The organism is Paenibacillus haidiansis (assembly GCF_036553665.1).
Classification (GTDB): domain Bacteria; phylum Bacillota; class Bacilli; order Paenibacillales; family Paenibacillaceae; genus Fontibacillus; species Fontibacillus haidiansis.
The window spans coordinates 1-26,166 of the sequence record NZ_JAZHPZ010000025.1; the positions used below are offsets into that span (position 1 = coordinate 1).

The window sequence follows — 26,166 nt, forward strand, 5'->3', positions numbered from 1 at the left end:
CTACGTGTTACTCACCCGTCCGCCGCTAACCCTCAGGAGTGCAAGCACTCCATCAGGTCCGCTCGACTTGCATGTATTAGGCACGCCGCCAGCGTTCGTCCTGAGCCAGGATCAAACTCTCCAATAAGGATCGGAAGGAGGCTCATGCCCGAAGGTATGAGGTGTTCCATCCGATGTTTGACTTGCTCATTTCAAAACTGACGAGAATTTAATTCTCATTTAATACTCACTCGTTGTTCAGTTTTCAAAGATCAACTTCATTCAGTCGTTGTCGCTGCATCAGCGGCAACTCTTATAATATATCACGTACTGCGGAAAATTGCAAGAGTTTTTTAAAAAAGATTTTATCGGGCTTGATTCAACCCGGCCTGCCCTCCGCAGCAGCGTATATTAATATACCCCATAACCAACCTAAAAAGCAACCCTAGGAAAGAACTTCCTCAATATGCAAGTGTCTTGCCTGAACCAGGTTGACGATTTCGCCCTGCACGGAAACCATCGGCCGCGTCGGATACTGCCGGTCGGAAAAGACGATTTCCCCCACTTTGTCATTGCTGAGTCGGACGCGCATCCCGTTATGGAACTGGGTGGCTTTCTCGACAAAGATCTTCACAATAGCCGGGTCAAGCTTGCCGAATGCCTCGGCGTTGATTTGTTCCAATACCAAATAGGGTGACTGCGCCTTGCGGTATCTTCGATTCAGGGTCATCGCGTGAAAAATATCGGCGACGGCTACAATTTTCGCGTAGATATGGATTTTATCCCCGGTCAACCGGAACGGGTAGCCGGAACCGTCCATTTTCTCATGATGCTGGAGCGCCGTTAGCCGAACACCTTCATTGATCGCCGAAGTCTTGCGAAGCTGCTGATAACCGTAAGTTGTATGCATCCGCATTTCTTCAGATTCCTCGTCCGTCAGCAAATTGGGCTTATACAGAATGCTTGGATCGATTTTCGTATTACCGATATCATGCAATAAACCGGCAAACGCCACCTGCATCCAGTCCTTTTGCGGCAGACCGTGCCATTTGGCAATCATATACGAGGTTAATGCGGATAAAATCGCATTGTGATACAAATAATCATATTCGTTCATATTGCGCGGTGAAAAAGTCAGTACATTATAGGCTTTCAACTGTCCAATCAGCGTCTCCAATTGATGACGGAGCTCATAAATCGGCAGCTCGGCGGCCAAAACCGATTGGAACGCGCTTTTCGTCAAATGCAGCATCCGATCGTATTCCTTGTGCAAAAGTGCCGACTGCGGCTGCTCGTTCTCGTAAAGGAACGGACTGCCTCCCACAGCGGAGCTAAGCCCGGGCTTGCCCGAATTCATGGCCTCCGGCCCTTCCTCCCGCCCTTTGGCCTGCGAGTCTTCAATCTCTACCTGCTGAACCATAAACGCGCGCAAAATATCCAGATCCCGAGGCAGCAGCACCTTTCCTTTTTGCAATAAAAGCCCGCCCAACGGGGTATGTACATGGTTTGTAATTTTGATTCCGGGTTTGAGTTCCATTACAGGGACAGTTGCCATGATTCGCTCTCTCCTCAATCTTCCAATATTTAGGTCAGGTCCCTACCTAGTGAAAAAGCACTACGTAATGCCATTATATTACGAGAGACAGTTGACCAACAATCCTTTTGATGCATAAAAAACCGGACTCTCCGCGGAGAATCCGGTCTATCGGCCCAGCTTTATTCTTCTGTATCTTCGGATTCCACATCCGATGCTTCCATTTCCGTATCCGGCGCATCAATTTGCGACTCTTCTTGCGACTCTTCTTCCGGCTCATCCTCCGACTTATCCGAACGGCAGACGGTAGCTACGGAATCATCCTCGCGGATATTAATCAATTTGACCCCTTGCGTATTCCGGCCCATGGTCGAAATTCCTTCCATGCTCGTACGGATCAGCGTACCGCTGGCGGTAATGATCATCAGGTCTTCATCATCCTTAACAACCTTGAGACTGACGACGGAACCGTTCTTCTCCGTCACATTGATCGTCTTGATCCCTTTGCCGCCCCGGCCCTGGGTCCGGTACTCGGAAGCAGGCGTCCGTTTGCCGTAGCCTTTGGCTGTCACAATAAGAATATCCCGGTCAGGAACGATGACATCCATACCGATCAGTTGATCGTCCTCATCCAGGGTAATCCCTTTCACCCCGGTCGCCGATCTGCCCATCGGACGCACATCGCTCTCAGGGAAGCGGATGGACATCCCTTGAGCCGTAGCCATAATGACTTCCTGTTCTCCGTCCGTCAGCTTCACATCGATCAGTATATCATCGTCCCGAAGATGAACAGCGATCAGCCCGCCCTTGCGAATATTGATATAATCCTCAATCGGCGTCTTCTTCACGATCCCTCGACGTGTGGCAAAGAACAGGTACTTATCATCATCGAAGCGCTCTACCGGAATTACCGCATTGACGGTTTCCCCCTGCTCGATCTGAATCAGGTTGATAATCGGCGTCCCCCGAGCCGTCCGGCCGAGTTCAGGAATCTCATAGGCCTTCAGGCGGTAAGCTTTGCCCCGGTCGGTAAAGAACATCAAGTAGTGATGCGAATTTGTGACGAACAGATGCTCGACAAAATCATCATCCTTGGTGTCCATTCCGACGACGCCCCGTCCCCCGCGTTTCTGGCTGCGGTAGGTTGTGAGCGGCAGACGCTTGATGTAACCGGTATGCGTGATCGTAATCACGACCTCTTCCTGCGGAATCAAGTCTTCATCCAGGATGCTTTCTTCCCCGATCAGGATCTCGGTCCGGCGCTCATCCGCATATTTCTCTCGAATCTCTTGCAGTTCCTCGCGAATGATTTGCAGAACAAGGGACTCATTGGCCAAAATTTCACGATATTCCGCGATCTTTAGCATGAGCTCTTTATATTCGTTCTCTATCTTCTCGCGCTCCAAGCCGGTCAGGCGTTGCAGACGCATGTCCAGGATGGCCTGTGCCTGCTCCTGGCTAAGCCCGAAGCGTTCCATCAGGCCTGTCCGGGCGATGTCCGTCGTCTCTGAACCGCGGATCAGCGCGATAACTTCGTCCAGATGATCCAAAGCGATGCGCAAGCCTTCCAAAATATGAGCCCGGGCTTCCGCCTTTTTCAGTTCAAATTCCGTCCGGCGGCGAATAACTTCGATCTGATGCTGCAAATAATGATGAAGAACCTCTTTCAGCGTCAAAATCTTCGGCTCATTGTTCACAATGGCCAGCATATTGATGCCGAAGGTGCTTTGCAGCGCCGTGTGCTTGAACAAATTGTTCAGCACGATATTCGGATTGACGTCCCGGCGCAGCTCAATGACGATGCGCATCCCGTTCCGGTCGGATTCGTCCCTCAGGTCGGTGATCCCGTCAACCCGTTTATCCCGTACAAGCTCGGCAATCTTCTCGACCAGACGGGCTTTGTTGACCTGATACGGGATTTCTTCCACGATAATCCGGGCTTTGTTGTTATGCTCCTCGATTCTCGTCTTGGCCCGCATCGTAAGGGTGCCCCGGCCTGTCGTATAAGCCTGGCGAATCCCCGTACGCCCGATAATATAACCGGCTGTCGGGAAATCCGGGCCTTTGATATATTCCATAAGATCTAACGAATCTATATCGGGATTATCAATCAATGCTTCAACCCCGTTAATCACCTCAGCCAAATTGTGCGGCGGAATATTGGTCGCCATCCCTACGGCGATCCCGGATACCCCATTGACCAGCAAATTCGGGAAACGCGCCGGCAAAACGACCGGCTCCCGTTCCTCGCCATCGTAGTTCGGCATGAAATCAACGGTTTCTTTGTTAATGTCGCGCAGCATTTCCATAGCGATCTTAGACAGGCGCGCCTCGGTATACCGCATCGCGGCGGCCATATCGCCGTCAATCGAACCGAAGTTGCCATGGCCCTCGACAAGCGTGTTGCGCATGGAAAAGTCTTGCGCCATCCGAACCATCGATTCATACACAGCAGAGTCCCCGTGAGGGTGATACTTACCGATAACTTCACCGACGATTCTGGCCGATTTCTTAAACGGCTTATCAGGATGCATGCCTAATTCGTTCATCGCGTACAAAATACGGCGATGCACCGGCTTCAAGCCATCCCTTACATCCGGCAAAGCACGGCTGACGATAATGCTCATCGCATAATCCATAAAGGATTCGCGCATCTCCACATTAATGTCCCGGTCTATGATTTGCGAAAATTTTTCTTCCGCCATGCTGGACCTCCTTCAATAATCTATCCAAGTGCCTATGTAATGGGATGAAAATCCTGAAAATAAGTCATTTTTCCGAAAAACCGCCACTATTCATTATATTACTTTCACAAATCATGGACAAATAAACGTCGCGGCTGTCGTCCCATTTCAACAAGGCACAAAATAAAATAGGGATGTGTCCATTCCCAATGCTTCCACTCTTCATACACTACAAATATAGGCATTTTGAGAGGTTGTTCAAAAAAACGTTCAAAAAACTTATAAAATCCCCATATCTTATAATTATACCATTGATTTTCTCTTCTGTCCTATGTTTTTCGTGGCTGAACCGATCGCGGCAGGGGTTTTGGAAAGGATGAATTTCTGTTGGCAATTCAGCGCATTGGGAGCAAGTGGGAAAAGACGATTGTCTTAAGGCAAAGGGAGTCGATTCGCCCCTATATTCCGGATACGCGTAAATACTCTCTGGAGCAATTAAAAGATATGGTCAATCAATACGGGCTGGTCTTTGTCAAACCGGATCAAGGAACTTACGGAATCGGTGTCATGAGCGTTGAGCCCTGGGCCGATGAATTGGAGCCGGATAACCCCCCACAATATAAACTCCGCTATGGAATCCAAACGGAGCTGTATCCGACGCTTGAGGAACTCCATACATCCTTGACGGCGAACATCGGCAAGCAATTGTTTTTGATCCAGCGAGGAATCCATATGCTGACCTACCGGCGGCGCAAATTCGACCTGCGGGCGCTCGTCCAGAGAACTCCGCAAAAAACCTGGGAGACGACCGGTTTCATCGGCCGAGTAGCCGCCCAGCAAAAAATCATCACCAATTATCACGGCGGCGGCTCCGTCATGCTTATTGAAGATTTGCTCGGTCCCTATTTCAGTCCCAAAGAATTTGCCCGGGTATATCAAGAAATGAAGACCCTAGGCGTTCGTACGGCCGCCCAGCTCGCCCGAAAATTCCCTAACCTGAAAGAGATCGGTCTGGATATCGCTATTGACGATCAACATCATATCTGGATTTTGGAAGTCAATACGCTGCCGGCCCTGTTCCCCTTTAAAATGCTGAAAGACAAAAGCATTTACAAAAAAATCCGGCGTTATGCCGTTGCTTACGGACGATTAAAAAAGGGCCGTTCCCGATAGGATTGACTACCTTGGAACAGCCCATTTATGAAATGCGGATTAAATATCCAGATTTTTAACGGATCTTGCGTGCTCATGAATAAAATCACGCCGCGGTTCGACGTCGTCGCCCATGAGCGTATCGAAGATCGCATCGGCCAAAATCGCGTCGGAGATCGAAACCTGCTGCATCGTCCGGCTTTCCGGATCCATCGTCGTTTCCCACAGCTGCTCGGGATTCATCTCGCCGAGACCTTTATAGCGTTGGACGTTGTACTTGGCATTCTCGCCGAACGAAGCGATAATTTCGTCCCGCTCTTTCTCGGAATTGGCGTAACGAATCACCTTGTTCCGCTCGACCTTAAAGAGCGGCGGCATGGCGATGTACACATAGCCCGCCTCGATAATCTTCCGCATGTAGCGGAAGAAGAACGTCAGCAGCAGGGTACGGATGTGCGCGCCGTCGACGTCGGCATCGGTCATAATAATGATCTTGTGGTAACGGGCTTTCGAAATGTCGAATTCTTCGCCGATCCCGGTACCGAGCGCCGTAATGATCGCGCGGATCTCGGCGTTGCTGAGAATGCGGTCAAGCCGCGCCTTTTCCACGTTCAGAATCTTGCCGCGCAGCGGCAGAATCGCCTGGAAGTGGCGGTCCCGCCCCTGCTTGGCCGACCCGCCCGCGGAGTCGCCTTCGACGATGTACAGCTCGCTGATGGACGCGTCCTTGGAGGAGCAGTCCGCCAGCTTGCCCGGCAGCGCGCTGACTTCCAGCGCGCTCTTGCGCCGCGTCAGCTCCCGCGCTTTACGCGCCGCTTCCCGCGCCCGCGAGGCTTGCAGCGCCTTGTCGAGCACGCGGCGCGCCACCGCGGGGTTCTCTTCCAGGAACTCCTGCAGCTTCTCGCCGAACAGGGATTCGACGATCCCCCGCACTTCGCTGTTGCCGAGTTTGGTCTTCGTTTGACCCTCGAACTGCGGTTCCGGGATTTTGACGGAAATAATCGCGGTCAACCCTTCACGGGCGTCTTCCCCCGTCAAGTTGTTGTCATTATCCTTGATCAAGCCGTTCTTGCGGGCATAATCATTGACGATCCGCGTCAATGCGCTCTTGAAGCCCGACTCGTGCGCACCGCCTTCATGTGTGTTGATATTATTGGCGAACGAAAAAATATTCTCCGTATAGCTGTCGTTATATTGCAATGCGATTTCAACCTGAACCATATCGCGCGAACCTTCCACGTAAATCGGCGGCTCATGCAATACTTGCTTGTTCTGATTCAGAAACTTAACGTATTCCATGATCCCGCCCTCGTAGTGGAACGAGTCGGAATCGCCGGTCCGTTCATCGGTCAGCGTAATATTGATTCCCTTGTTCAGAAACGCCAGTTCGCGGATCCGCCCTAACAGGGTATTGTAATCAAAAACGGTCGTTTCCGTAAAAATCTCCGGGTCCGGATGGAAAGTGGTCTTCGTCCCCGTGATTTCGGAATCACCGACGACCTTAACGTCGTATTGCGGTGCACCGCGATGGTATTCTTGCTGATACGTATGTCCGTCCCGGTTGACCTGAACGACGACTTTCTCGGACAGCGCGTTGACGACCGACACCCCTACCCCGTGCAGACCGCCGGACACTTTGTATCCTCCGCCGCCGAATTTACCCCCGGCATGGAGTACCGTCATTACGACTTCCAGCGTCGATTTCTTCAGTTTGGGATGCTCGCCGACCGGAATCCCGCGACCGTTGTCGACAACGGTTACGCTGTTATCCTGATGGACGGTGACGTCGATTTTGTTCGCAAAGCCGGCCAAGGCCTCGTCAATACTGTTGTCGACGACTTCCCAGACCAAGTGGTGCAGCCCCCGGGCACTGGTGGAACCGATGTACATCCCCGGACGCTTACGGACCGCTTCCAGTCCTTCTAGTACCTGTATCTGACTCTCATCATACGATTGTTCGTTCATAGACAATGCCTTCACCTACTTCTATGGATTCTATATCAACGGATTACAGCATGGATTGAATATTCGTCTTCTTCTTGAGCGTGGCGGAGGAAATCGGCGAATAGTACACCTTGTCTTCGGTCACGACGATCGACTTGGGGTCTTCTTCTCCGATCCGCATCACCTGTTTGTCCTTGATCGCGTGACTTACGTATTGCTTGGATATCTTGGACGATTTCTCTATCGAAATATCAAAAATAGCCACCAGCTCCGAAGAAAGAATCACTTTCTCTCCGCCGAGATGAATATACATCGTCCTCCTCCGTTCTACATGTGAACTTGTCCCTCATGAACATGAAAAATGCTGGCGTCCTGAAGACGGCCGGCATTAAGACTTTCGATTCCCGTAGCCGTGATGAACGTCTGCACTTTGCTTTGAAAAGTTTCGATCAATTGCGTCTGGCGGTATGGATCGAGTTCGGATAATACATCGTCGAGGAGCAAAATGGGGTATTCGCCAATCTCCTCGTGGATCAGTTCGATTTCCGCCAGTTTAAGCGATAGCGCCGTTGTCCGCTGCTGTCCCTGCGAGCCGAAACTTTGCGCTTCATTCCCGTTGATATGAAAAGCAAGATCGTCCCGGTGCGGCCCCGAAAGGGTCATCCCGCGGCGGATTTCCTGTTCTTTCGTTTGTGATAACTTTATCATAAATTGCTCAAATAAGACAGCTTCATCTTCTTCCTCGGGCTCACTGAAGGACGGAAGATACGATAATTTCAAGTTCTCGCCGCCCCCGGTAATGCCTTCGTGAATCTGCTGCGCCCATTTCTGCAGTTTTCTTATAAATTGTTTCCTTTTCCTGATGATTTTAACACCATGCTCCGCGAGCTGCTGATTCCATACCTCCAGCATGGTTCCGCTGTCCGCGCCGGAACCCCAAGCCTGCTTCAGCAGATTGTTGCGCTGTACCAGCACCTTCTGATACTGCTGGAGATGGAACAGATAGCTCGGCTGAACCTGGCCGATCTCCATGTCGAGGAACCGGCGTCTGACTCCCGGCGTGCCTTTGACAATTTCCAGATCCTCCGGAGCAAACATGACGGCGTTCAGCCCTCCGATAAAGTCGCTCAGCTTCCGTTGCTCCAGCCCATTCAGCTTGGCCCGTTTGCCCTGGTGAGAAAAGCGCAGCTCAAGGCCGACCGTACCGTATTTCCGCTCTACCTCGGCGGATACCGTGGCATGGTCCTGACCAAAGGAGATCAGCTCCTTGTCCTTCGAGGTCCGGTGCGACTTCGTCAAGGCGAGGACGAGCAGCGCTTCCAGCAGATTCGTCTTGCCTTGAGCGTTGCGTCCGATCATCAGATTGACGCTGCCGAAGGAATCGAGCGACAACGTCTCATAATTGCGATAATTCGCAAGCGATAGTGATTTGACAAACACGTTATACCAGGCCCTCCTCATATCCCCCTGTCATCCGGCGGGTTCAGGGAGCCTCTATTCTTCGCCGTGCACCACTTGAAAGGAGCCGTTGTCCGCCACCTCGATGATATCTCCGGGATACAGCTTCCGTCCCCGGCGGTCTTCGGGCTCCCGATTGACCTTTACGGCCCCGTCCTGCAGTAAAGCCTTGGCCATGCCTCCGGTCGGCACGCAATCGGCCAGCTTCAAAAACTGATCCAGCTTGATATATTCGCTTGTAATCGCAACGTTCTTCATCGGTTTACGCTACTTCCTCTCTTGAATAAGGGTCCGCTCTTAGTTCGTTGTGCGGTAAGGGAGAATGAGATAAAGGCTCTGCGTATCATCGATCGGCTTCACAATAATCGGGCTCATGGCGCCGGTAAAACCGATGTGCAGTTGCTCGCTCTCCACCACTTTGAGCACATCCAGCATATATTTCGAGTTGAACGAGATCCGCAGCGGTTCGCCCGTAAAATGCGACAGTTCGATCTGCTCGGTTACTTTACCGAGTTCGGATGAACTGGACGAAATCTCGATATTGCCGTTTTCCATCGTCTGAAGGCGCACGATATTCGTCTTTTCCTCACGGGACAGCAAATAAGCCCGGTCGATCGCTTCGCTCAATTTCTTCGTATCCAAAATGAGTTCTGTCTTGTAGGATGTCGGAATAATCTTGGAAGTATCCGGATAAGTCCCATCCAAAATCCGGGTATAAAACAGCACCCGGTCGATTTTAAACAACACCTGGTTGTCCGCTACGACAATATCCACCCGCGTATTTTGATCGGGAATGATCTTGCTGAGTTCGTTCATCGTCTTGCCGGAAATGACGATATTGCTGAACCGGACGCCGTCAGCATCGTCAAGCCCTGCGATGCGGCTGGCCAGGCGGTGGCGGTCGGTGGCGACGAACTTGAATTGATTGTCGCTGAGATTCCACAAAATCCCGGTCAAAATCGGCGAGCTCTCATTCGTGGAAATGGAGAATGCCGTTTGCTTGATCATATTTTTTAGCAGATCGCCGGGAATGGAGATAACCTGATTCTCTTCGACGCTCGGCAAAACTGGGAATTCCTCGGGATCGAGGCCGACCATCTGAATATCGGTGGAGCCGGAACGGATTTGGGTCTTGAAGCCGTCGAGCACTTCCATCTCGATTTCGTTCGAAGGGAGCTTTTTGATAATTTCGACAAAAAATTTAGCCGGCAGTACGACGCTGCCCGGACGGTCCACTTGCACGATTTGCTTGTCCTGGTCCTCGGCCGGAATAAACGCCTGGATGGAAATATCGGTATCGCTGGCGGTGAGCGTCATCCCCTGAAAATTGACCTCCAATTTGATCCCCGTCAAAATCGGGATCGTAGTCCGGCTGGAGATGGCCTTGGCCACATGCTGAATGGATTCGTTCAAATCATGCTTTAAAACGCGGATTTTCATAAATTCAACTCCTAAAAGTTTTATGAAGCATATGCTTTAAAATTGTTTTCGCAATAAAACTTGCTTCGAAAGCATAAGCTTAAGTTTTATGGAGCAATGCTCCTTAAATTTACTTCGTCATAAAAACTGCTTCGTGCGCATAGCCTTAATTTAGTTTAAAGCGCCATACTCCCTCTTTTTATTTCGGCATAAAGCTGGCTTGTCCCGCATACGCTCTACTATCCATGAATCGAAGCCCTAAATTCATCCGAAACTGCATATACTTGATTTTAGCAAGCAAATGCATTTTTCGCTAACGCAAAAGTGGGTTGCCGGAAGCGGCGAAGACGGCGCGTCATGTAGGATGAAGTATATCTTTTAAATAATAGAAGAAGTAGTAGGGGCCCTGATTATGTGGATAACAGGGCGAAATATATGAAATGAAGCCTATCCACATGTGAATATCATGTGCATAGGCTTATAGCTTATTCAGGATGAATTTTTGATTTTCTCCGTAATGTTGTTGATAACTTTATAGAGTTCCTGGTCGGTTTTCAGCTGCTGGGAGATTTTCTCGTGGGCGTGGATGACGGTGGTATGGTCACGGCCTCCGAAGGCATCCCCGATCTTGGGCAGCGAGAAGTCGGTCAGTTCCCGGGACAAATACATCGCGATTTGCCGGGGGAAGGCGATGGCCTTCGTCCGTTTGCGAGCCTTGAAGTCCTCGAGCCGCAAATTGTAGTATTCTCCGACCTTTTGCTGAATGTCTTGTATTGTAATCATCTTCGGCCGGCTGGAAGGAATGATGTCCTTCAGCGCTTCGGCGGCAAGATGGGTTGTAATATCCTGATTGATGAGGGAGGAATAAGCGACGACGCGGATCAGCGCGCCTTCGAGCTCCCGGATGTTCGTATCGATCTGATTGGCGATATACATCATCGCTTCGTTCGGAATATCCAGATTCTCCGCCTTGGCTTTCTTGCGCAGGATGGCAATCCGCGTTTCCAAGTCCGGCGGCTGGATATCCGTAATCAGGCCCCATTCGAACCGGGATCTCAGCCGGTCTTCCAATGTCGGAATTTCTTTGGGCGGCCGGTCGCTCGATATGATGATTTGCTTGCGTTCCTCATGGAGCGCATTAAAGGTATGGAAGAACTCCTCCTGGGTCGATTCTTTACCGGCGATAAACTGAATATCGTCAATCAGCAGGATGTCGACATTCCGGTATTTGTTGCGGAAGCTTTCCGCCCGGTTGTCGCGAATCGAGTTGATAAATTCGTTCGTGAATTTTTCCGAGGAAATATAAACGACCTTGCTGCTGGGGTTATGCTCCAAAATGTAGTGGCCGATCGCGTGCATCAAGTGGGTTTTGCCAAGTCCTACGCCTCCGTACAAAAACAGCGGGTTGTAAGCTCTGGCCGGCGCTTCGGCTACAGCCAGCGAAGCGGCGTGCGCAAACCGGTTCCCCGAACCGATAACGAAGGTGTCGAATGTATATTTCGGATTAAGCATATTGGAAACGCTTTCCTCAGCTTGGACAGGTGCAGGGGGTTCCTTGTATACCGGAGTCTGCTCGGGAACGGACGATTCTTCGATCACAAAGGACACATCCACTTGCTTGCCCAAATATTCAAGGACCGTGGTCGCTACCAGTTTCGTATACCGGCTCTCCAGCCATTCCACGGCAAAGGTGGTCGGCGCGGAAATCACGATCTGACGATCGTTTAGCGAGACGATTTTCGTAGCTTTAAACCAGGTATCAAAGCTGGGTTTGCTGAGTTTGGTGTTTATGATGGATAAGATTTGCTGCCATAGATCGGAGGTATGGCTATCCACAGACGGTCACTCCTTTTAAATCTTCCAATTGTGGCATGAGCCATGCAGAAAGGGTCGAAAAAACATAATAAAAGGGGATATTATCCCCATTAGTCAGAAGGATGGAATGATTATAAACATGAATAAATTCGAATTGTTCACAATGTTATCCACAGACTGTGAATAATTAAGCCCATAAACTTAGATATTCACAACAAAAGCAATATAATCATAGCAAAAGAAGCCCTATATTTCAATGGACTGAGCGAATTTATCCACAAATTCAATAACTTGTGTATAATTTTCGCCCACACCACTACATATTGTTTATAATTTGTTTAAAATTCGACAGGAACCGAAGTAATTCCGAAAAAATTATACACAGGATATTCGACAGAAAAAATATACAAAAAGAGAGCTGCCCGAGCCCAAGACGGCTTAGGACAGCTCTCTTTCGGTTGGTAAACGTTAATTATTCCGCGGGCAGATTGCGCTGAAATTTGGCGATCGCTTCGTAATCTTCCTCCAGCTTGCGGGAAATGCGAATATATATAGGAAGCAGTTCTTTATAGACGGCGGAATGCTCTTTGATCGGCGTATGCTCGAAAGTACCGCCGACCATTTCCGAGACGACGTCGAAGGAATCGATTTTCCCGAGCGCATACAGGCCGAGTACGACCGCGCCGAGACAAGAGCTTTCGATGCTTTCGGGGATGATGACCCTTTGATCGAAAATGTCGGCCAGCATTTGCCGCCAGAGCGGAGAACGCGCAAAGCCGCCGGTGGCCTGGATTTTCTTCGGTTGCCCGATCTGTTCCTCCATGGCGAGCAGAACAGTATACAAGTTGTAAATGACGCCCTCCAAGACAGCGCGGATCATATGCTCCTTCTGATGATGCAGAGTGAGCCCGAAGAACGAGCCGCGGGCGTTCGGATCCCACAGGGGGGCCCGTTCGCCGGCGAGATAAGGGTGGAAAAGAAGGCCATCCGAGCCTGGACGTACTCGTTCGCCGATTTTGGTCAATACATCGTACGGGCTGATTCCGAGCCGCTTGGCGGTTTCTACCTCAGAGGCGGCAAATTCGTCGCGCACCCAGCGGAAAATCACGCCGCCGTTGTTGACGGGGCCGCCGATGACCCAATGCTTGTCGGTCAGCGCATAGCAGAAGGTACGGCCCTTCGGGTCCGTGGTCGGCCGGTCGACGACAGTGCGGATCGCGCCGCTGGTGCCGATCGTCACGGCTACAACCCCCGGATCGATCGCGTTGACGCCGAGATTGGACAGAACGCCGTCGCTGGCGCCCAGTACGAATGGGGTGGAAGGGTCAAGCCCCATATCGTCCGCATAGGTGCCGAGCAGCCCCTTCATGATGTGCGTCGTCGGCACCAAGGTCGACAACCGGTCCGGCGTAATGCCGGCGACCTGCAAAGCTCCCTCGTCCCAATCGAGCTTCTCGAGGTTCATCAGGCCGGTGCAGGAAGCGATGGAATAGTCCACGACATATTCGCCGAACAGCTTGGCAAACACGTATTCTTTAATGGAAATGAATTTGTTCGTTTTATTGAAAACCTCTGGCATGTCGTGACGCAGCCAGAGCAGCTTGGACAAAGGGGACATCGGGTGAATCGGGGTGCCGGTGCGGGAGTAAATCTCCTGACCGCCGAGTTCTTTTTTTAACTTTTCCGCCCATTCCACGCTGCGGTTGTCCGCCCAGGTGAGACACCGCATCAACGGTTTCCCGTCCGCATCGACGGGGATAACACTGTGCATCGCCGTGCTGAAGGAGACGAGCATGATCCGCTTTGGATCGACCTTGCTCTCGTCCATCAACTGTCTGATCGCCGTCAGCATGGCGGCGAAGATCTCCTCCGGGTCCTGTTCCGCGACGTCGGAGGTAGGCGTGTACAGCGGATATCCCTCATTGGCGGAGGCGACAATTCTTCCGTTCTCCTCGAACAATACCGCCTTCGTGCTGGTCGTGCCGATATCGACGCCGATCATATACGAAATTTGATTTTGTTGCATTCGAATTACCTTCTCTCCATTGAAATAATCCTATCTTATACAATAGCGCTGAGAATCAGAATTAGCACCAGACCCACGACGGAGAGGAGCGTCTCCATTACGGTCCAGGATTTCAGCGTTTGCGGAACGGTCATATTGAAGAATTCCTTAACCATCCAGAATCCCGCATCATTGACGTGCGAGAGGACGATCGAACCCGCCCCTGTCGCCAGAACGGCCAGCTCGACGTTTGCGCCCGGCGTAAGAGCCAGCACCGGCGCAACGATGCCTGCGGCAGTCGTCATGGCCACGGTGGCCGAGCCGGTGGCGACGCGGATCAACGCGGAGACGAACCAGGCGAACAGAATGACGTTGATGTTCGCGCCCGTTGCCATTTCGGCGATCGCCGCACCGACGCCGCTGTCGATCAGCACCTGTTTGAAGGCGCCGCCGGCTCCGATGATCAGCACGATTGAAGCAATCGGCGCCAAACATTCGCTCGTGAATTTGGAAATTTCATGCTTCGTAAATCCTCTCGAGAAACCGAGCGAGAAGAACGAGAACACGACGGCGATCAGCAGGGCCATAATTTCATGGCCGATAAATTCGCAAAACAGCGTTATGCCGCTGCTCGCGTCCGGATCGATGATGTCGGCGATGGAGCCGATCAGCATCAGAATTACCGGCAGTAGGATGGTGAAGAGCGTAATCCCGAAGCCAGGCAGCTTCCGGTTGCCCTTGACCGCAAATTGGTCCGCCAGCTCCGCCGGTGGTTCCAGCACAATGCGCTTGCCGATAAATTTACCGAACAGGGGACCGGCGATAATCGCGACAATGATCCCGATGATCAGCGAATACAAAATGGTAGTTCCGAGATCCGCGTCATAGGCATCGATGGCGATCATCGGCGCCGGATGCGGAGGTACGAGTCCGTGTACGGTGGACAGTCCGGCGAGAATCGGAATTCCGATTTGCAGCAGGGACATCTTCGTTTTTCTGGCGACCGTGAAGACGATCGGAATCAGCAGGATGACGCCGACTTCAAAAAAGACCGGTATCCCGACGATAAAGCCGACGATCATCATCGCCCAATGGACTCTTTTCTCGCCGAAGCGGTCGACCAGGGTGGTGGCGATTCGTTCCGCTCCGCCGGATTCGGCCATCATTTTGCCCAGCATGGTGCCAAGGCCGATAACGATGGCGATCGTCCCGAGCGTGCCTCCCAGACCGCTTGTAATCGATGTTACTACATCGAGCGGCTGCATTCCGACCAAGAGACCGAGCAGCAAGGCGGAGATCAATAAGGTTACGAACGGATTCCATTTAAATTTGGAGATCAGTACGATCAAAAAAACAATGGTCACCAATGTCCATAGTAACAAGGTGGCGTTATGGCTCATGTTGAATATCGTGCTCATGGTGTTCCTCCTTTTAATTACCCTGTTTGGTTCCGTATCCTTCGACAGACCCATGATTCTTTTAGTATGAACAAGGATTGAAAAATCATTAATGTATACTTGTCGACAAGTTAATCCGGAAAGGCCTGCGAAAAGGCGCAGAACCTAACGGTTATCCTTGATACTGCGATGCAATGTATTGCGGGAATCGGCAAAATATTCTTCAACCCTTGCGGCAATCACGGCCGGGTCGCGCAACTCCAACCCATTCAGAAGCTTGCGGTGTTTCTCCACGACATAATCGATTTTTTGTTCGCCTTCGGACAGAACCTCTTCGGTCGTAATCAGCATCACGGTCATGACGATCTGCCGGATGCTGTTCCATAAGTGCAGTATTCGCAAATGTTTTGCCGAAATAATGATCAGTTCATGAAAAGCGAGGTCCTGGTAAGCGAATTCCACGATATCGAGATATTTGGCCGCAAGCGCCATTTTGTCGATAATCTGGTTAAGCTGCGCGATGCCCTGGCCGGGGTCGCCTTCCGCGAACCGCTGCCAGGCGAAGCTTTCAATCAGGTAGCGGACATCATACAATTCTTCGATATCCTGAATTTGCAGGCCGTTCACAACGGCGCCCATCCGCTGCAGGGTAATCAATCCTTCGCCCGACAGCGTTTTCATGGCTTCGCGAACCGGAGATCGGCTCGTTCCGAATTCCGCGGCGATGCGGTTTTCGGATAGAACTTCACCCGGTTTAATGGTGCCGTTGATGATTTGCAGGCGAAGCTCACAGGCGATGAATTCGCCTAGAGAGCCGCCCTTCAGCCAGGAAGAAGGAAACTTCATGGGTAGTAACTCCTATCTTATTTGGCCGATTCTACGGCATGGCCGCCAAACTCGTTGCGCAGAGCGGCTACCACCTTGCCGTGGAACGTATCGGATTCGAGCGAACGGTAGCGCATAAACAGGGACAACGCGATAACCGGAGCGCTCGCTTGCAGATCCAGCGCGGCTTCGACCGTCCATTTGCCTTCGCCCGACGATTTCATCACACCGCGGATGCTTTCCAATTTCGGATCTTTGGAGAAAGCGTTCTCCGTCAGCTCCATCAGCCAGCTGCGGATGACCGAGCCGTTGGACCAAACGCGGGCCACGTCTTCATAATTATAATCGAAATCGCTTTTTTCCAAAATCTCAAAGCCTTCGGCGATCGCCTGCATCATGCCGTATTCGATACCGTTATGCACCATTTTCAGAAAATGGCCGCTGCCGTTCTTACCGGCATACAGATAGCCGCGGTCGACGGCGATATCCTTGAAGATCGGTTCAATCGTGCGGAACACGGATTCATTGCCGCCGATCATGAAGCAGCCGCCATGGTTGGCGCCTTCAACGCCGCCGGAGGTGCCGACATCGAAGAAATGGATGCCGTGCGAGGACAATTTATCGGCAAGCGCCAGGGAATCCTTATAATGCGAATTGCCGCCGTCAATGACGATATCGTCCTTGGAAAGCAGCGGAATCAGAGTATCGACGACCGAGTTGACCGCAGGGCCGGCCGGAACCATGACCCACACGATACGCGGGGCTTCCAGGGAGGAGACGAGCTGCTCAAGGCTGGAGGCGGGTACGGCTCCTTCACTTGCAGCGTGCTGAACGGCTTCGCTGTTCATGTCAAAGGCTACAACCTCATGCTGATGCTGAAGCAGATTATGCACTAGATTGAAGCCCATTTTGCCGAGCCCGATCATGCCTAGTTTCATAATAAATACATCCTTTCTTACCAGTATACTTGTATACAACTTCACCATTATCCATATTACTCCGATCTTCGATCGCTGTAAACCGTTCCGACTGCATCAACGGGCGCTAAAAAAAGGGAAATTTCACTTTTTAAAATTACTTTTCCACATGTGAATAACTTTTATTCGGCAAAAAAAACGCAAGGAGGCTGTGGAAAACTGTTTTGAAAATTTGTCCACAGGATGGAAAAAACGGCGTTATTATAAGGGAAAAGAAATGCCGGGCTCAGTTGACTTTTTAATAGGGGTATGGTTAAATGTAAAAAGGCATTTTCTGTGGATATGAAAATGGAAAATATACAGTGATCGATTCCTGTTAAGGGGGTGCAATAAATTGAAACCGACTTTCAAACCAAATGTGAGCAAACGTAGTAAGGTTCATGGTTTCCGTAAAAGAATGAGCACGAAAAACGGCCGCAAGGTTCTCGCAGCTCGCCGTCAAAAAGGCAGAAAAGTATTGAGTGCTTAATGACTGTATGAAGACCACTACGGTGGTCTTTTTTTACATTAAATAAGTTGTTTTTCGGGGCCCCGGAGCACTTCAAGTTTATTTTCCGGGTTACTCGTTAAATACTTGAGATATAGGTGAAAAATCTCACTTTTCGGGGCTGTTTTATAGATTCCAGTTGAGGAGAAAAGGCTCGTGCACAGAAAGCTAAGATTAAGAAACCGGGCGGACTTCAGCCGGGTCTACCGGTACGGAAAGTCTTTTGCCAACCGTCAGCTTGTCGTCTATTATTCGGCGAAGCCGGACACGGAACGGTTCCGGCTCGGGGTTTCGGCCAGCAAGAAAATCGGCAACGCCGTGGTGCGAAACCGGATGCGCCGGATGCTGAAAGAGATTGTGCGCCTGCATGAAGCGGAGATCCGCGATCATGTGGACCTGATTTTGATCGTCCGTGCCGGAGCGGTTGGAATGGAGTACAAGGAACTGGAGAAAAGCGTGCTGCACGTGCTGCGAAAAGCCTCGCTGCTTAAGCCTTCCGGGCGCTGAGTATGCTTGTTTCTTTGTCCATTTAAATATGGTATTATTTACGATGATGGATAGGTTTAAGAGAGGGGTTTTGAAGTGTCGCGTATTATGAATAACAAAAGGAAGTGGCTTCTCCTCATCCTCGCGATCGGGATGGTCGTGCTGCTGGCCGGTTGCGGTACGCAAGGCGCAGGCGCTACGTCGACCACGGAAGACATGCGGACCAGCGGCTCCTGGTGGACATCGAACGTTGTCTACTATTTTTCATTGGCCTTGGATACGTTTGCAAAATGGTTTGGCGGAGCCTACGGACTCGCCATCCTTGTTATGGTGTTAATTGTGCGAACGATCATTTTGCCGCTTACCTTGAAGCAGGTTAAGAGTTCGAAAGCGATGCAGGCGATTCAGCCGCAAGTTCAAAAGCTTCAGGCACAGTACAAAGACAATCCAGAAAAGCTCCAAGCGGAAACGATGAAGCTGTTCCAGGAGAACAATGTCAATCCGATGTCCGGCTGTTTCCCGTTAATTATTCAAATGCCGATTTACATCGCATTGTACAACTCCATTTATTATAACTCGGCGATCCGGGAGCACTCGTTCTTGTGGCTCCAGCTCGGAGAACCGGACAAGTTGTACATCTTGCCGCTGCTTGCCGCGATCACGACATTCATTCAAACGAAGATGATGTCGAATATGAACCCGGGCCAACAGCAAGGGCCGATGCAGTTCATGATGTGGGTTTACCCGATCCTGATCTTCGTTATGGCGATGAATTTCGCCGCTGCGCTGCCGCTGTACTGGATTTTCAGTAACTTGTACACGATCGCGCAAAACTATTTTATATACCGCAAGAAAGATCCCGTCCTTGCAGTCAATAGCAACAACGATAACAACACTGGTTCAGGCACCTCCGGAAAGTCGAAAAAGGGCGGTTCGAATTTAAAAGCCGGTCATCCCGGCAAAGGTGCCAAGGAGGCCAAAAAATCGAAATGAAAAAAATCGTGGCGTCAGGAAAAACCGTTGAAGAAGCTGTAAGACAAGGATTGGCCAAGCTCGGCACCACCGAGGATCAAGTCGCCGTGAATGTGTTGGAGCAGCCATCAAAAGGATTCCTGGGACTGATCGGCGTCAAGGAGGCCAAGGTCGAATTGACCTTGCTGTCCGAAGACAGCCCATCGGTTCCGTCGCAAGGGAGCCCCGCGAAGGAGCGCTCGCCTGTAATCCGGGAGGAGCAGGGGACGAGCGCCCATTCCGGGCAGGACCCTTATGAAGTGGCGGCGTCATTTATTCGGGACGTCGGAGCAAGCATGAATTTGCAGATCGACGTGGAAATTATCCATAAGAAGGATAATACCGTATTGAACATTTCGGGCAGCGACCTGGGCGTATTGATTGGCCGCCGGGGCCAAACGCTGGATTCGCTGCAGTATTTAACGAACATTATCGCCAACCGTTACTCGGATTCATTTATCCGCATCGTTCTGGACGCGGAGAATTTCCGGGAGCGGCGGAGAAAGACGCTCGAGGATCTGGCCGTAAGGCTGGCCGGCCGAGTCGTTCGCACCCGCAAGGATGTGGCTCTCGAACCGATGTCGCCGCAGGAGCGGAAAGTGATTCATTCCAAACTTCAGGACCATCCGGAGGTTAAAACCTACAGCAAAGGCGAGGAACCGAACCGGCGGGTCATTATTACCCTGAAGCAGAACAAATGACGCATGAGACGCAATGACGATTTGCCCCGGCAAATGTCATTGCTTTTCTTTTAATTGGGTCTCAACCCTCCCAAACCCTCCCTTACCGTAAGGGAGGGCCCCCCGAGGGCTCCGCCCTAGGGGATTACCCGAAATTGGAGAACGTGGTATGGGCCAGAGGCGCTCCTGCATCGCTGTCCCCTTCGGGGATGCGCTAAGGTTGGCGCGTGACACGCTTTTCCCCCTTCGGGTCCGCTTACTTTTGGCCCACCCGGGTCACCTGCCGGTTGGAGGCACTGCTGCTTTCGGCGCACCCGGGCGGACGGCGAGGAATGAGCCGCTTGTCGCCCCTACGGGGCACGCTCAACGATGGAGCGCCTGCGGGGAGCACACAGAACCTGCGTGCGTTAGAGTAGCTAATGCTTACAAGGAGGCGCTGTCCCTTCGGGATGCGCTTGGGGTTGTGCAGGGATTATAATGTTGAAAAGACGAGAAACTTTATGTTGTTGGTTTATCCTAGTCAGTTAAAAAGGAGAATAGAGGGAAAGCTAGCTGGAGAAACGAAGTGGTCGCCTTTGCGGCCGGATTATTACCATTTATGAATTTATATAATAGAAATAATCTGGCTGCAACAGCGATCGGAAGCCCGGGCTTTCCTGAATTTATCGACTTTTTGATCTGACTTCCTAAATCCAAGCTTATGTTTGGGAGCGAGGATTGAAAGAGGGGTTCAGGTGAATCATGTAGCGGAGCGGGGCCGTTTGAATCTGGAGAAACGAAGTGGTCGCCTTTGCAGCCGGATTATAACCATTTATGAATGTATATAATCGAAATAATCCGGCTGCAACCGCGATCGAAGGATCAAACGGGCTGCGGAGCGGCCAAAGATTCACCTATCACACCTATCACACCTATCACACTTTAAAACACGAGGTGACAAATATATGCTAAGCGATACGATCGCCGCGATATCGACGGCGGTGGGTGAGAGCGGGATCGCCGTTATCCGGGTCAGCGGGCCCGAGGCGATTAGCGAAGTGGGGCGGTTGTTCCGCTCCAAAACACCGCTGCCGGAGGCGGAAAGCCACACTGTACATTACGGATTCATTATCGACCCGGAAAGCAACGAGAAGCTGGAGGAAGTGCTCGTATCGCTGTTCCGGGCGCCCCGGTCGTTCACGACCGAAGATGTGGTGGAAATCAGCACGCACGGCGGGATTATCTCCGTGAAGCGCGTGATGGACTTGCTGCTGCAGCAGCCGCTCATCCGGCTGGCCGAGCCGGGCGAGTTCACGAAGCGCGCTTTTTTGAACGGGCGGATCGACTTGTCCCAGGCGGAAGCAGTTATCGATTTGATCCGGTCGAAGTCGGACCGGGCGTTCTCGGTGGCGCTGAAGCAGGTGGAGGGTGACTTGTCGCGTCGAATCAAGACGATGCGCCAAACGCTGGTCGAGACGCTGGCCCATATCGAGGTGAATATCGATTATCCGGAGCATGATGTGGAATCGATGACGTTCGAGTTTATCAAGAACAAATGCGCCGACGTAAAGGAAGGAATTGATGCGCTGCTGAAAACGGCCAACCAGGGCAAAATACTCCGGGAAGGCATCACGACAGCGATCGTAGGGCGGCCCAATGTCGGTAAATCGTCATTGCTGAACACACTGGCCCGGGAAAATAAAGCGATTGTAACCGATATTCCGGGGACGACGCGCGATGTAATCGAGGAATTTGTGACGATTAACAATATTCCTTTGAAGCTGCTCGACACGGCGGGGATTCGCGAAACGATGGATTTGGTCGAGCAGATCGGGGTGGAACGGTCCAGAGCCGCGGTACTGGAGGCCGACCTTATTTTGCTCGTGTTGAACAGCGCCGAGCCGCTGCATGAGGACGAGCTAAAGCTGTTGGAGCAGCTTAAAGGCCGTCCCACACTCATTTTGCTCAATAAAATCGATCTGCCGCAGCAATTGGAGAGAGGACAAATCAGCAATTATTTCCCGGAAAATGCCATTGTCGAATTGTCCGCGAAAACGCAGGAGGGACTGGATCATCTGGAAGAGGCCATCTCCGAATTGTTCTTTGGCGGGAAGCTGGAATCGGGCGATCTCACTTATGTCAGCAATGTACGGCATATCGCGCTGCTGAAGAAAGCGAAGCAATCGCTGGCGGATGCCTATAATGCCGCGGATGCCGGGGTTCCGATCGATATTTTGCAGATCGACGTCCGTTTGGCTTGGGAGCAGCTCGGCGAAGTGATCGGCGATTCGGCGCCGGATGCGCTGATCGACCAAATCTTTTCACAATTTTGCTTGGGAAAATAATGGTTTGGTGCTTTTCAGCCTACGAGAAAGTGGTATGATGATGGAGATTGCATAGATAATTTAAATTTAAACTAATGTGTGGCGCCTACTGGTTACTGGTGCGCACACTTACACTATATATTTTAGGAGGTTGACTAGGGTGGGGTATACTGGCGGAAATTATGATGTTATCGTCGTCGGCGCAGGCCATGCCGGTTGCGAATCCGCGCTCGCCGCGGCTCGGATGGGCTGCAATACGCTGATGATCACCATTAACCTGGACATGGTCGCTTTTATGCCGTGCAATCCGTCGATCGGCGGTCCGGCCAAAGGCCATGTCGTGCGCGAAGTCGATGCACTCGGCGGGGAAATGGGCCGCAATATCGATAAAACATTCATCCAAATGCGGATGCTCAATACCGGGAAAGGGCCGGCCGTTCATGCGCTGCGCGCGCAGGCCGATAAATTCTCTTATCAGCATACGATGAAGGAAACGATGGAGAAGGAACCAAATTTGACGATGCGCCAAGGCATGGTCGAGGAATTGATCGTCGAAGACGGGAAATGCGTCGGCGTCGTTTCGAAGACGGGCGCGGAATACCGGGCCAAAGCTGTCGTGCTGACGACCGGCACTTACCTGCGCGGCAAAATCATTATGGGCGAGCTGATGTATGAAAGCGGCCCGAACAATCAGCAGCCTTCGATCAAGCTGTCTCAGAATCTGAAGGAGCTTGGATTTGATCTCGTCCGGTTCAAAACGGGCACACCGCCGCGGGTGCATAAGGATACGATCGATTTTTCGCAAACGGAAATTCAGCCGGGGGATGAGAAGCCGAAATTTTTCTCCTACGAAACGAAAAGTTCCGACAATGAGCAGCTTCCTTGCTGGCTAACGTATACTTCCCAAGAAACGCATGACATCATTAATGCGAATTTGCATCGCGCTCCGATGTTTTCCGGGGTGATCGAGGGTACCGGACCGCGTTACTGTCCGTCCATCGAGGACAAAATCGTGCGCTTCGCCGATAAGCCGAAGCATCAGATTTTCCTGGAGCCGGAAGGGAAAAACACATCCGAGTATTATGTTCAAGGTTTTTCCACCAGCATGCCCGAGGAAGTTCAACTCCAAATGCTGCGCTCTATTCCCGGTTTGCAAAACGTGGAAATGATGCGTACAGGCTACGCCATCGAGTACGATGCCGTCATCCCGACGCAATTATGGCCGTCTCTTGAAACTAAGCGCCTCCCGGGGTTGTTTACGGCCGGGCAGATCAACGGTACCTCGGGGTACGAGGAAGCGGCAGGGCAAGGCATCATGGCCGGGATTAATGCGGCCCGTAAAGTACAGGGGAAGGAACCGGTTGTTCTAGACCGTTCCCAAGGTTATATCGGCGTCATGATCGACGATCTGGTGACCAAAGGGACGAATGAACCGTATCGGCTGCTCACCTCCCGGGCCGAATACCGCCTGCTGCTCCGCCATGACAATGCCGACTTACGCCTCACGCCGCTCGGCTATGAGATCGGTTTGATTCCACAGGAGCGTTACGATGCTTTCCTCGATAAAAAGGAAAAGGTTGAACGCGAAATCGAACGATTGCGGGAAACGAAGGTACGCCCATCGGAGATCAATTCGCTGCTCGAATCTATCGGCTCGGCGCCGATTCAAGACGGAAGCAACCTGTTGACCATTTTACGGCGGCCTGAAGTGACTTATGCACATGTGGGTAACTTGTTTCCTTCGGAGATTGAACTCGATGAAGAAATGAAGGAACAGGTGGAAATCCAGATTAAGTATGCGGGCTATATCGATAAGCAATTGCAGCACGTTGAACGTTTACAAAAAATGGAAAAGAAAAAGATCCCTGAGAATATTCAATATGAAGAGATCCATGGACTGGCGACCGAAGCCCGCCAAAAGCTGGCGAAGATTCGTCCGCTTTCCATCGGTCAGGCTTCGCGGATTTCCGGAGTAACTCCTGCCGATATTTCAATTTTGCTTGTGTACCTGGAGCATTATAACCGGGTAACCGCAGCGGGAGGGTAAGCTTTGGATCCTATACAGGCGCAATTCCAATCCTTATTGGGGGAACAACGGATTGAGCTGTCTCCCGAGCAACTGCAGCAATTTGAAACGTATTATGAAGAACTGGCTTCCTGGAACGAAAAAATGAACCTTACAGGGATCACGGAGCGGGACCAGGTTTATATCAAGCATTTTTATGATTCCGTGACACTTTCCTTCTATATTAATATGCAGCAGATCGGAAGCTTGGCGGATATTGGTTCGGGAGCCGGCTTTCCCGGCATTCCCTTAAAAATTTGCTTTCCGCATATAGAGCTTACGATTATCGATTCGTTGAATAAGCGAATTCACTTTTTGCAAAATGTGGTAGACAAGCTGGGCCTCACAGATGTGCAATTGCTGCATGGGCGCGCGGAAGACCTTGCTCGGAAGGAGGGGCTGCGGGATTCATTCGATCTTGTCACCGCGCGGGCGGTAGCCCGGATGGCGGTATTGAACGAATTTTGCCTGCCTTTTGTGAAACAGGGAGGAACCTTTGCCGCGATGAAGGGGAGCGACCCTGGGGATGAGTTGACGGAAGCGGCGCGAAGTTTGAGCGAGTTGAAAGGTAAACTTGTTCAGAACCATCATTTATCATTACCCGTGGAAAATTCGGATCGCCATATTATTCTAATCGACAAAACCGGATCTACTCCCAAAAAGTATCCGCGAAAAGCCGGTACGCCTTTAAAATCACCGATTATTTAATGTTTTTGTATCTTTGCCCCTTAACGAATGTTTCATGTTTCACGTGGAACATTTTGTTAAGGGGCTTTTTTAATTAAGCTGCCGCTTTTATATTAAAATTCATGGATAAAGAGAATAGGATTATAGAGGAAAAAGTGGTAGAATAGATATATCGTTAATCATTGACGTGGCATGAGCTTCAATGATGGGTTATCCATATGTACAACCTTATACATAGGGGATCTTGCCTTAAGCTGGGACGGCTTTCAGTCCGGTTTCATCACATCTCCGCAGCGGGAATGTGTTTATAAGGTATGCCTTATGTCACTATGAAATTAGGTGGTAATTCGCGGAATGAAAGAACAATTTTCCAAATTGTTTGGCTTAGCCGAACGTAGTAACAGTGATGAAGTTAAGCAAATTCCGGTAGGGGATATCGTTGGCAGTCCCTATCAGCCCCGGACTATTTTTGATGACGAGAAGATTGATGAACTGTGCCAGACGATTCGAACTCACGGGGTTATCCAGCCGATTGTCGTCCGTTTTCGCAATGAGAAGTATGAAATCATCGCCGGGGAGCGGCGGTGGCGTGCGGTTAAAAAGTTGGGCCTGGACACGATCCCGGCCATCCTGCGGGATTTCAACGATTCCCAGGCTGCTTCGATTGCTTTGATCGAAAACCTGCAGCGTGAGGGGCTTACGGCGATTGAGGAAGCACTGGCTTATCAGAATCTGATCGATTTGCACCAGCTTACCCAGGAGAGCTTAGCTCAGCGGCTGGGGAAGAGCCAGTCGACAATCGCAAACAAAATCCGGCTGCTTCACCTACCTGAAGGGGTCAAAACGGCGCTTATGGAGCGGAAGATTACGGAGCGCCATGCCCGTGCCTTACTTTCTCTGGATTCGGAAGAACTCCAGCTTAAAGTTCTGGATGAAATTATTACCAAGGAATTGAATGTGAAACAAACGGAAGCTCGCATTGCTTTCCACAAAGAAACGGCGAAGAATAAGAAGGCTTCCAAGCGGATTTCTTTTACCAAGGATGTCAGACTGGCCCTGAATACGATTCGTCAATCGATCGATATGGTATCCGGCTCCGGACTGGCGATCAAAACGGCGGAAAAAGATCATGAGGATCATTATGAAATCGTGATTCAAATTCCAAAGCGATAATGAAATAAATGAATACTGACCGCAACCGCGAGGTGCAAAGGTCAGTTTCTTTTTTGAACAAACGGACGCTTTACCCCAAAGAAAT

The 26,166-nt window shown here is 51.0% G+C and carries 21 protein-coding genes and 1 rRNA gene; 9 read left to right on the plus strand and 13 right to left on the minus strand.

All coding sequences use genetic code 11. From position 1 onward, the window contains the following. From V3851_RS25770 to gyrA, 3 genes are all read right to left on the minus strand, one after another. Window positions 1-127: ribosomal RNA gene (locus tag V3851_RS25770) — 16S ribosomal RNA — on the minus strand; the annotation flags it as partial. Between the two features lie 297 nt (window positions 128-424). Continuing rightward, the gene (locus tag V3851_RS25775) at window positions 425-1,534 is read right to left on the minus strand and encodes an HD-GYP domain-containing protein (RefSeq protein WP_331849287.1); all 1,110 of its coding nucleotides are present in this window, start codon (window positions 1,532-1,534) and stop codon (window positions 425-427) included. A gap of 161 nt (window positions 1,535-1,695) precedes the next feature. Next, window positions 1,696-4,218 carry a DNA gyrase subunit A gene (gene gyrA / locus V3851_RS25780; RefSeq protein WP_331849288.1) on the minus strand — a complete coding sequence of 841 codons (2,523 nt, stop codon included), beginning with the start codon at window positions 4,216-4,218 and terminating at the stop codon, window positions 1,696-1,698. Between the two features lie 366 nt (window positions 4,219-4,584). Here gyrA and V3851_RS25785 point away from each other — a divergent pair, with 366 nt between their 5' ends. Continuing rightward, window positions 4,585-5,370 carry a YheC/YheD family protein gene (locus V3851_RS25785; protein WP_331849289.1) on the plus strand — a complete coding sequence of 262 codons (786 nt, stop codon included), beginning with the start codon at window positions 4,585-4,587 and terminating at the stop codon, window positions 5,368-5,370. Between the two features lie 39 nt (window positions 5,371-5,409). Here the strand turns inward: V3851_RS25785 and gyrB are convergent, their stop codons facing one another. From gyrB to gnd, 10 genes are all read right to left on the minus strand, one after another. Continuing rightward, entirely contained in the window at window positions 5,410-7,314 is a 1,905-nt protein-coding gene (gene gyrB / locus V3851_RS25790; protein ID WP_331849290.1) for a DNA topoisomerase (ATP-hydrolyzing) subunit B, read from the minus strand. A 43-nt stretch (window positions 7,315-7,357) separates the two neighbouring features. Continuing rightward, window positions 7,358-7,606: an extracellular matrix regulator RemB gene (gene remB, locus V3851_RS25795; RefSeq protein WP_331849291.1), complete on the minus strand. Its 249-nt coding sequence runs from the start codon at window positions 7,604-7,606 to the stop codon at window positions 7,358-7,360. Between the two features lie 14 nt (window positions 7,607-7,620). Further along, entirely contained in the window at window positions 7,621-8,733 is a 1,113-nt protein-coding gene (recF, locus tag V3851_RS25800; RefSeq protein ID WP_331849292.1) for a DNA replication/repair protein RecF, read from the minus strand. Between the two features lie 54 nt (window positions 8,734-8,787). Beyond that, window positions 8,788-9,009 carry a S4 domain-containing protein YaaA gene (gene yaaA / locus V3851_RS25805; RefSeq protein WP_331849293.1) on the minus strand — a complete coding sequence of 74 codons (222 nt, stop codon included), beginning with the start codon at window positions 9,007-9,009 and terminating at the stop codon, window positions 8,788-8,790. 39 nt (window positions 9,010-9,048) lie between these two features. Continuing rightward, window positions 9,049-10,191 carry a DNA polymerase III subunit beta gene (dnaN, locus tag V3851_RS25810; protein ID WP_331849294.1) on the minus strand — a complete coding sequence of 381 codons (1,143 nt, stop codon included), beginning with the start codon at window positions 10,189-10,191 and terminating at the stop codon, window positions 9,049-9,051. A gap of 468 nt (window positions 10,192-10,659) precedes the next feature. After that, on the minus strand, window positions 10,660-12,006 hold the full coding sequence (gene dnaA, locus V3851_RS25815; protein ID WP_331849295.1) for a chromosomal replication initiator protein DnaA: 1,347 nt from the start codon (window positions 12,004-12,006) through the stop codon (window positions 10,660-10,662). A gap of 451 nt (window positions 12,007-12,457) precedes the next feature. Next, the gene (gene gntK, locus V3851_RS25820) at window positions 12,458-14,011 is read right to left on the minus strand and encodes a gluconokinase (RefSeq protein WP_331849296.1); all 1,554 of its coding nucleotides are present in this window, start codon (window positions 14,009-14,011) and stop codon (window positions 12,458-12,460) included. Between the two features lie 35 nt (window positions 14,012-14,046). Beyond that, window positions 14,047-15,408: a GntP family permease gene (locus V3851_RS25825; protein ID WP_331849297.1), complete on the minus strand. Its 1,362-nt coding sequence runs from the start codon at window positions 15,406-15,408 to the stop codon at window positions 14,047-14,049. A gap of 144 nt (window positions 15,409-15,552) precedes the next feature. Then, window positions 15,553-16,233 carry a GntR family transcriptional regulator gene (locus V3851_RS25830; protein ID WP_331849298.1) on the minus strand — a complete coding sequence of 227 codons (681 nt, stop codon included), beginning with the start codon at window positions 16,231-16,233 and terminating at the stop codon, window positions 15,553-15,555. A gap of 17 nt (window positions 16,234-16,250) precedes the next feature. Then, window positions 16,251-17,150 carry a phosphogluconate dehydrogenase (NAD(+)-dependent, decarboxylating) gene (gene gnd / locus V3851_RS25835; protein ID WP_331849299.1) on the minus strand — a complete coding sequence of 300 codons (900 nt, stop codon included), beginning with the start codon at window positions 17,148-17,150 and terminating at the stop codon, window positions 16,251-16,253. Window positions 17,151-17,523: 373 nt separating this feature from the next. On the opposite strand from gnd, the gene rpmH reads away from it, so the two are divergent. The 8 genes from rpmH to noc all read left to right on the plus strand — a co-directional run bounded on the left by rpmH (window position 17,524) and on the right by noc (window position 26,081). After that, window positions 17,524-17,658: a 50S ribosomal protein L34 gene (rpmH, locus tag V3851_RS25840; protein ID WP_044481584.1), complete on the plus strand. Its 135-nt coding sequence runs from the start codon at window positions 17,524-17,526 to the stop codon at window positions 17,656-17,658. A gap of 174 nt (window positions 17,659-17,832) precedes the next feature. After that, window positions 17,833-18,183, plus strand: a complete 351-nt coding sequence (gene rnpA, locus V3851_RS25845) for a ribonuclease P protein component (RefSeq protein ID WP_331849300.1) — start codon at window positions 17,833-17,835, stop codon at window positions 18,181-18,183. A gap of 75 nt (window positions 18,184-18,258) precedes the next feature. Further along, window positions 18,259-19,155 carry a YidC/Oxa1 family membrane protein insertase gene (locus V3851_RS25850; RefSeq protein ID WP_331849301.1) on the plus strand — a complete coding sequence of 299 codons (897 nt, stop codon included), beginning with the start codon at window positions 18,259-18,261 and terminating at the stop codon, window positions 19,153-19,155. After that, window positions 19,152-19,874 carry an RNA-binding cell elongation regulator Jag/EloR gene (gene jag / locus V3851_RS25855; RefSeq protein WP_331849302.1) on the plus strand — a complete coding sequence of 241 codons (723 nt, stop codon included), beginning with the start codon at window positions 19,152-19,154 and terminating at the stop codon, window positions 19,872-19,874. Before V3851_RS25850 ends, jag begins: the two co-directional genes overlap by 4 nt. Window positions 19,875-20,797: 923 nt before the next feature. After that, entirely contained in the window at window positions 20,798-22,177 is a 1,380-nt protein-coding gene (gene mnmE, locus V3851_RS25860) for a tRNA uridine-5-carboxymethylaminomethyl(34) synthesis GTPase MnmE (RefSeq protein WP_331849303.1), read from the plus strand. Window positions 22,178-22,316: 139 nt separating this feature from the next. Further along, window positions 22,317-24,203 carry a tRNA uridine-5-carboxymethylaminomethyl(34) synthesis enzyme MnmG gene (gene mnmG / locus V3851_RS25865; protein ID WP_331849304.1) on the plus strand — a complete coding sequence of 629 codons (1,887 nt, stop codon included), beginning with the start codon at window positions 22,317-22,319 and terminating at the stop codon, window positions 24,201-24,203. 3 nt (window positions 24,204-24,206) lie between these two features. After that, window positions 24,207-24,929: a 16S rRNA (guanine(527)-N(7))-methyltransferase RsmG gene (gene rsmG / locus V3851_RS25870; RefSeq protein WP_331849305.1), complete on the plus strand. Its 723-nt coding sequence runs from the start codon at window positions 24,207-24,209 to the stop codon at window positions 24,927-24,929. A gap of 333 nt (window positions 24,930-25,262) precedes the next feature. Beyond that, a complete protein-coding gene (gene noc / locus V3851_RS25875) occupies window positions 25,263-26,081 on the plus strand; it encodes a nucleoid occlusion protein (RefSeq protein ID WP_331849306.1) in 819 nt (272 codons plus the stop codon). Window positions 26,082-26,166: the final 85 nt, after the last annotated feature.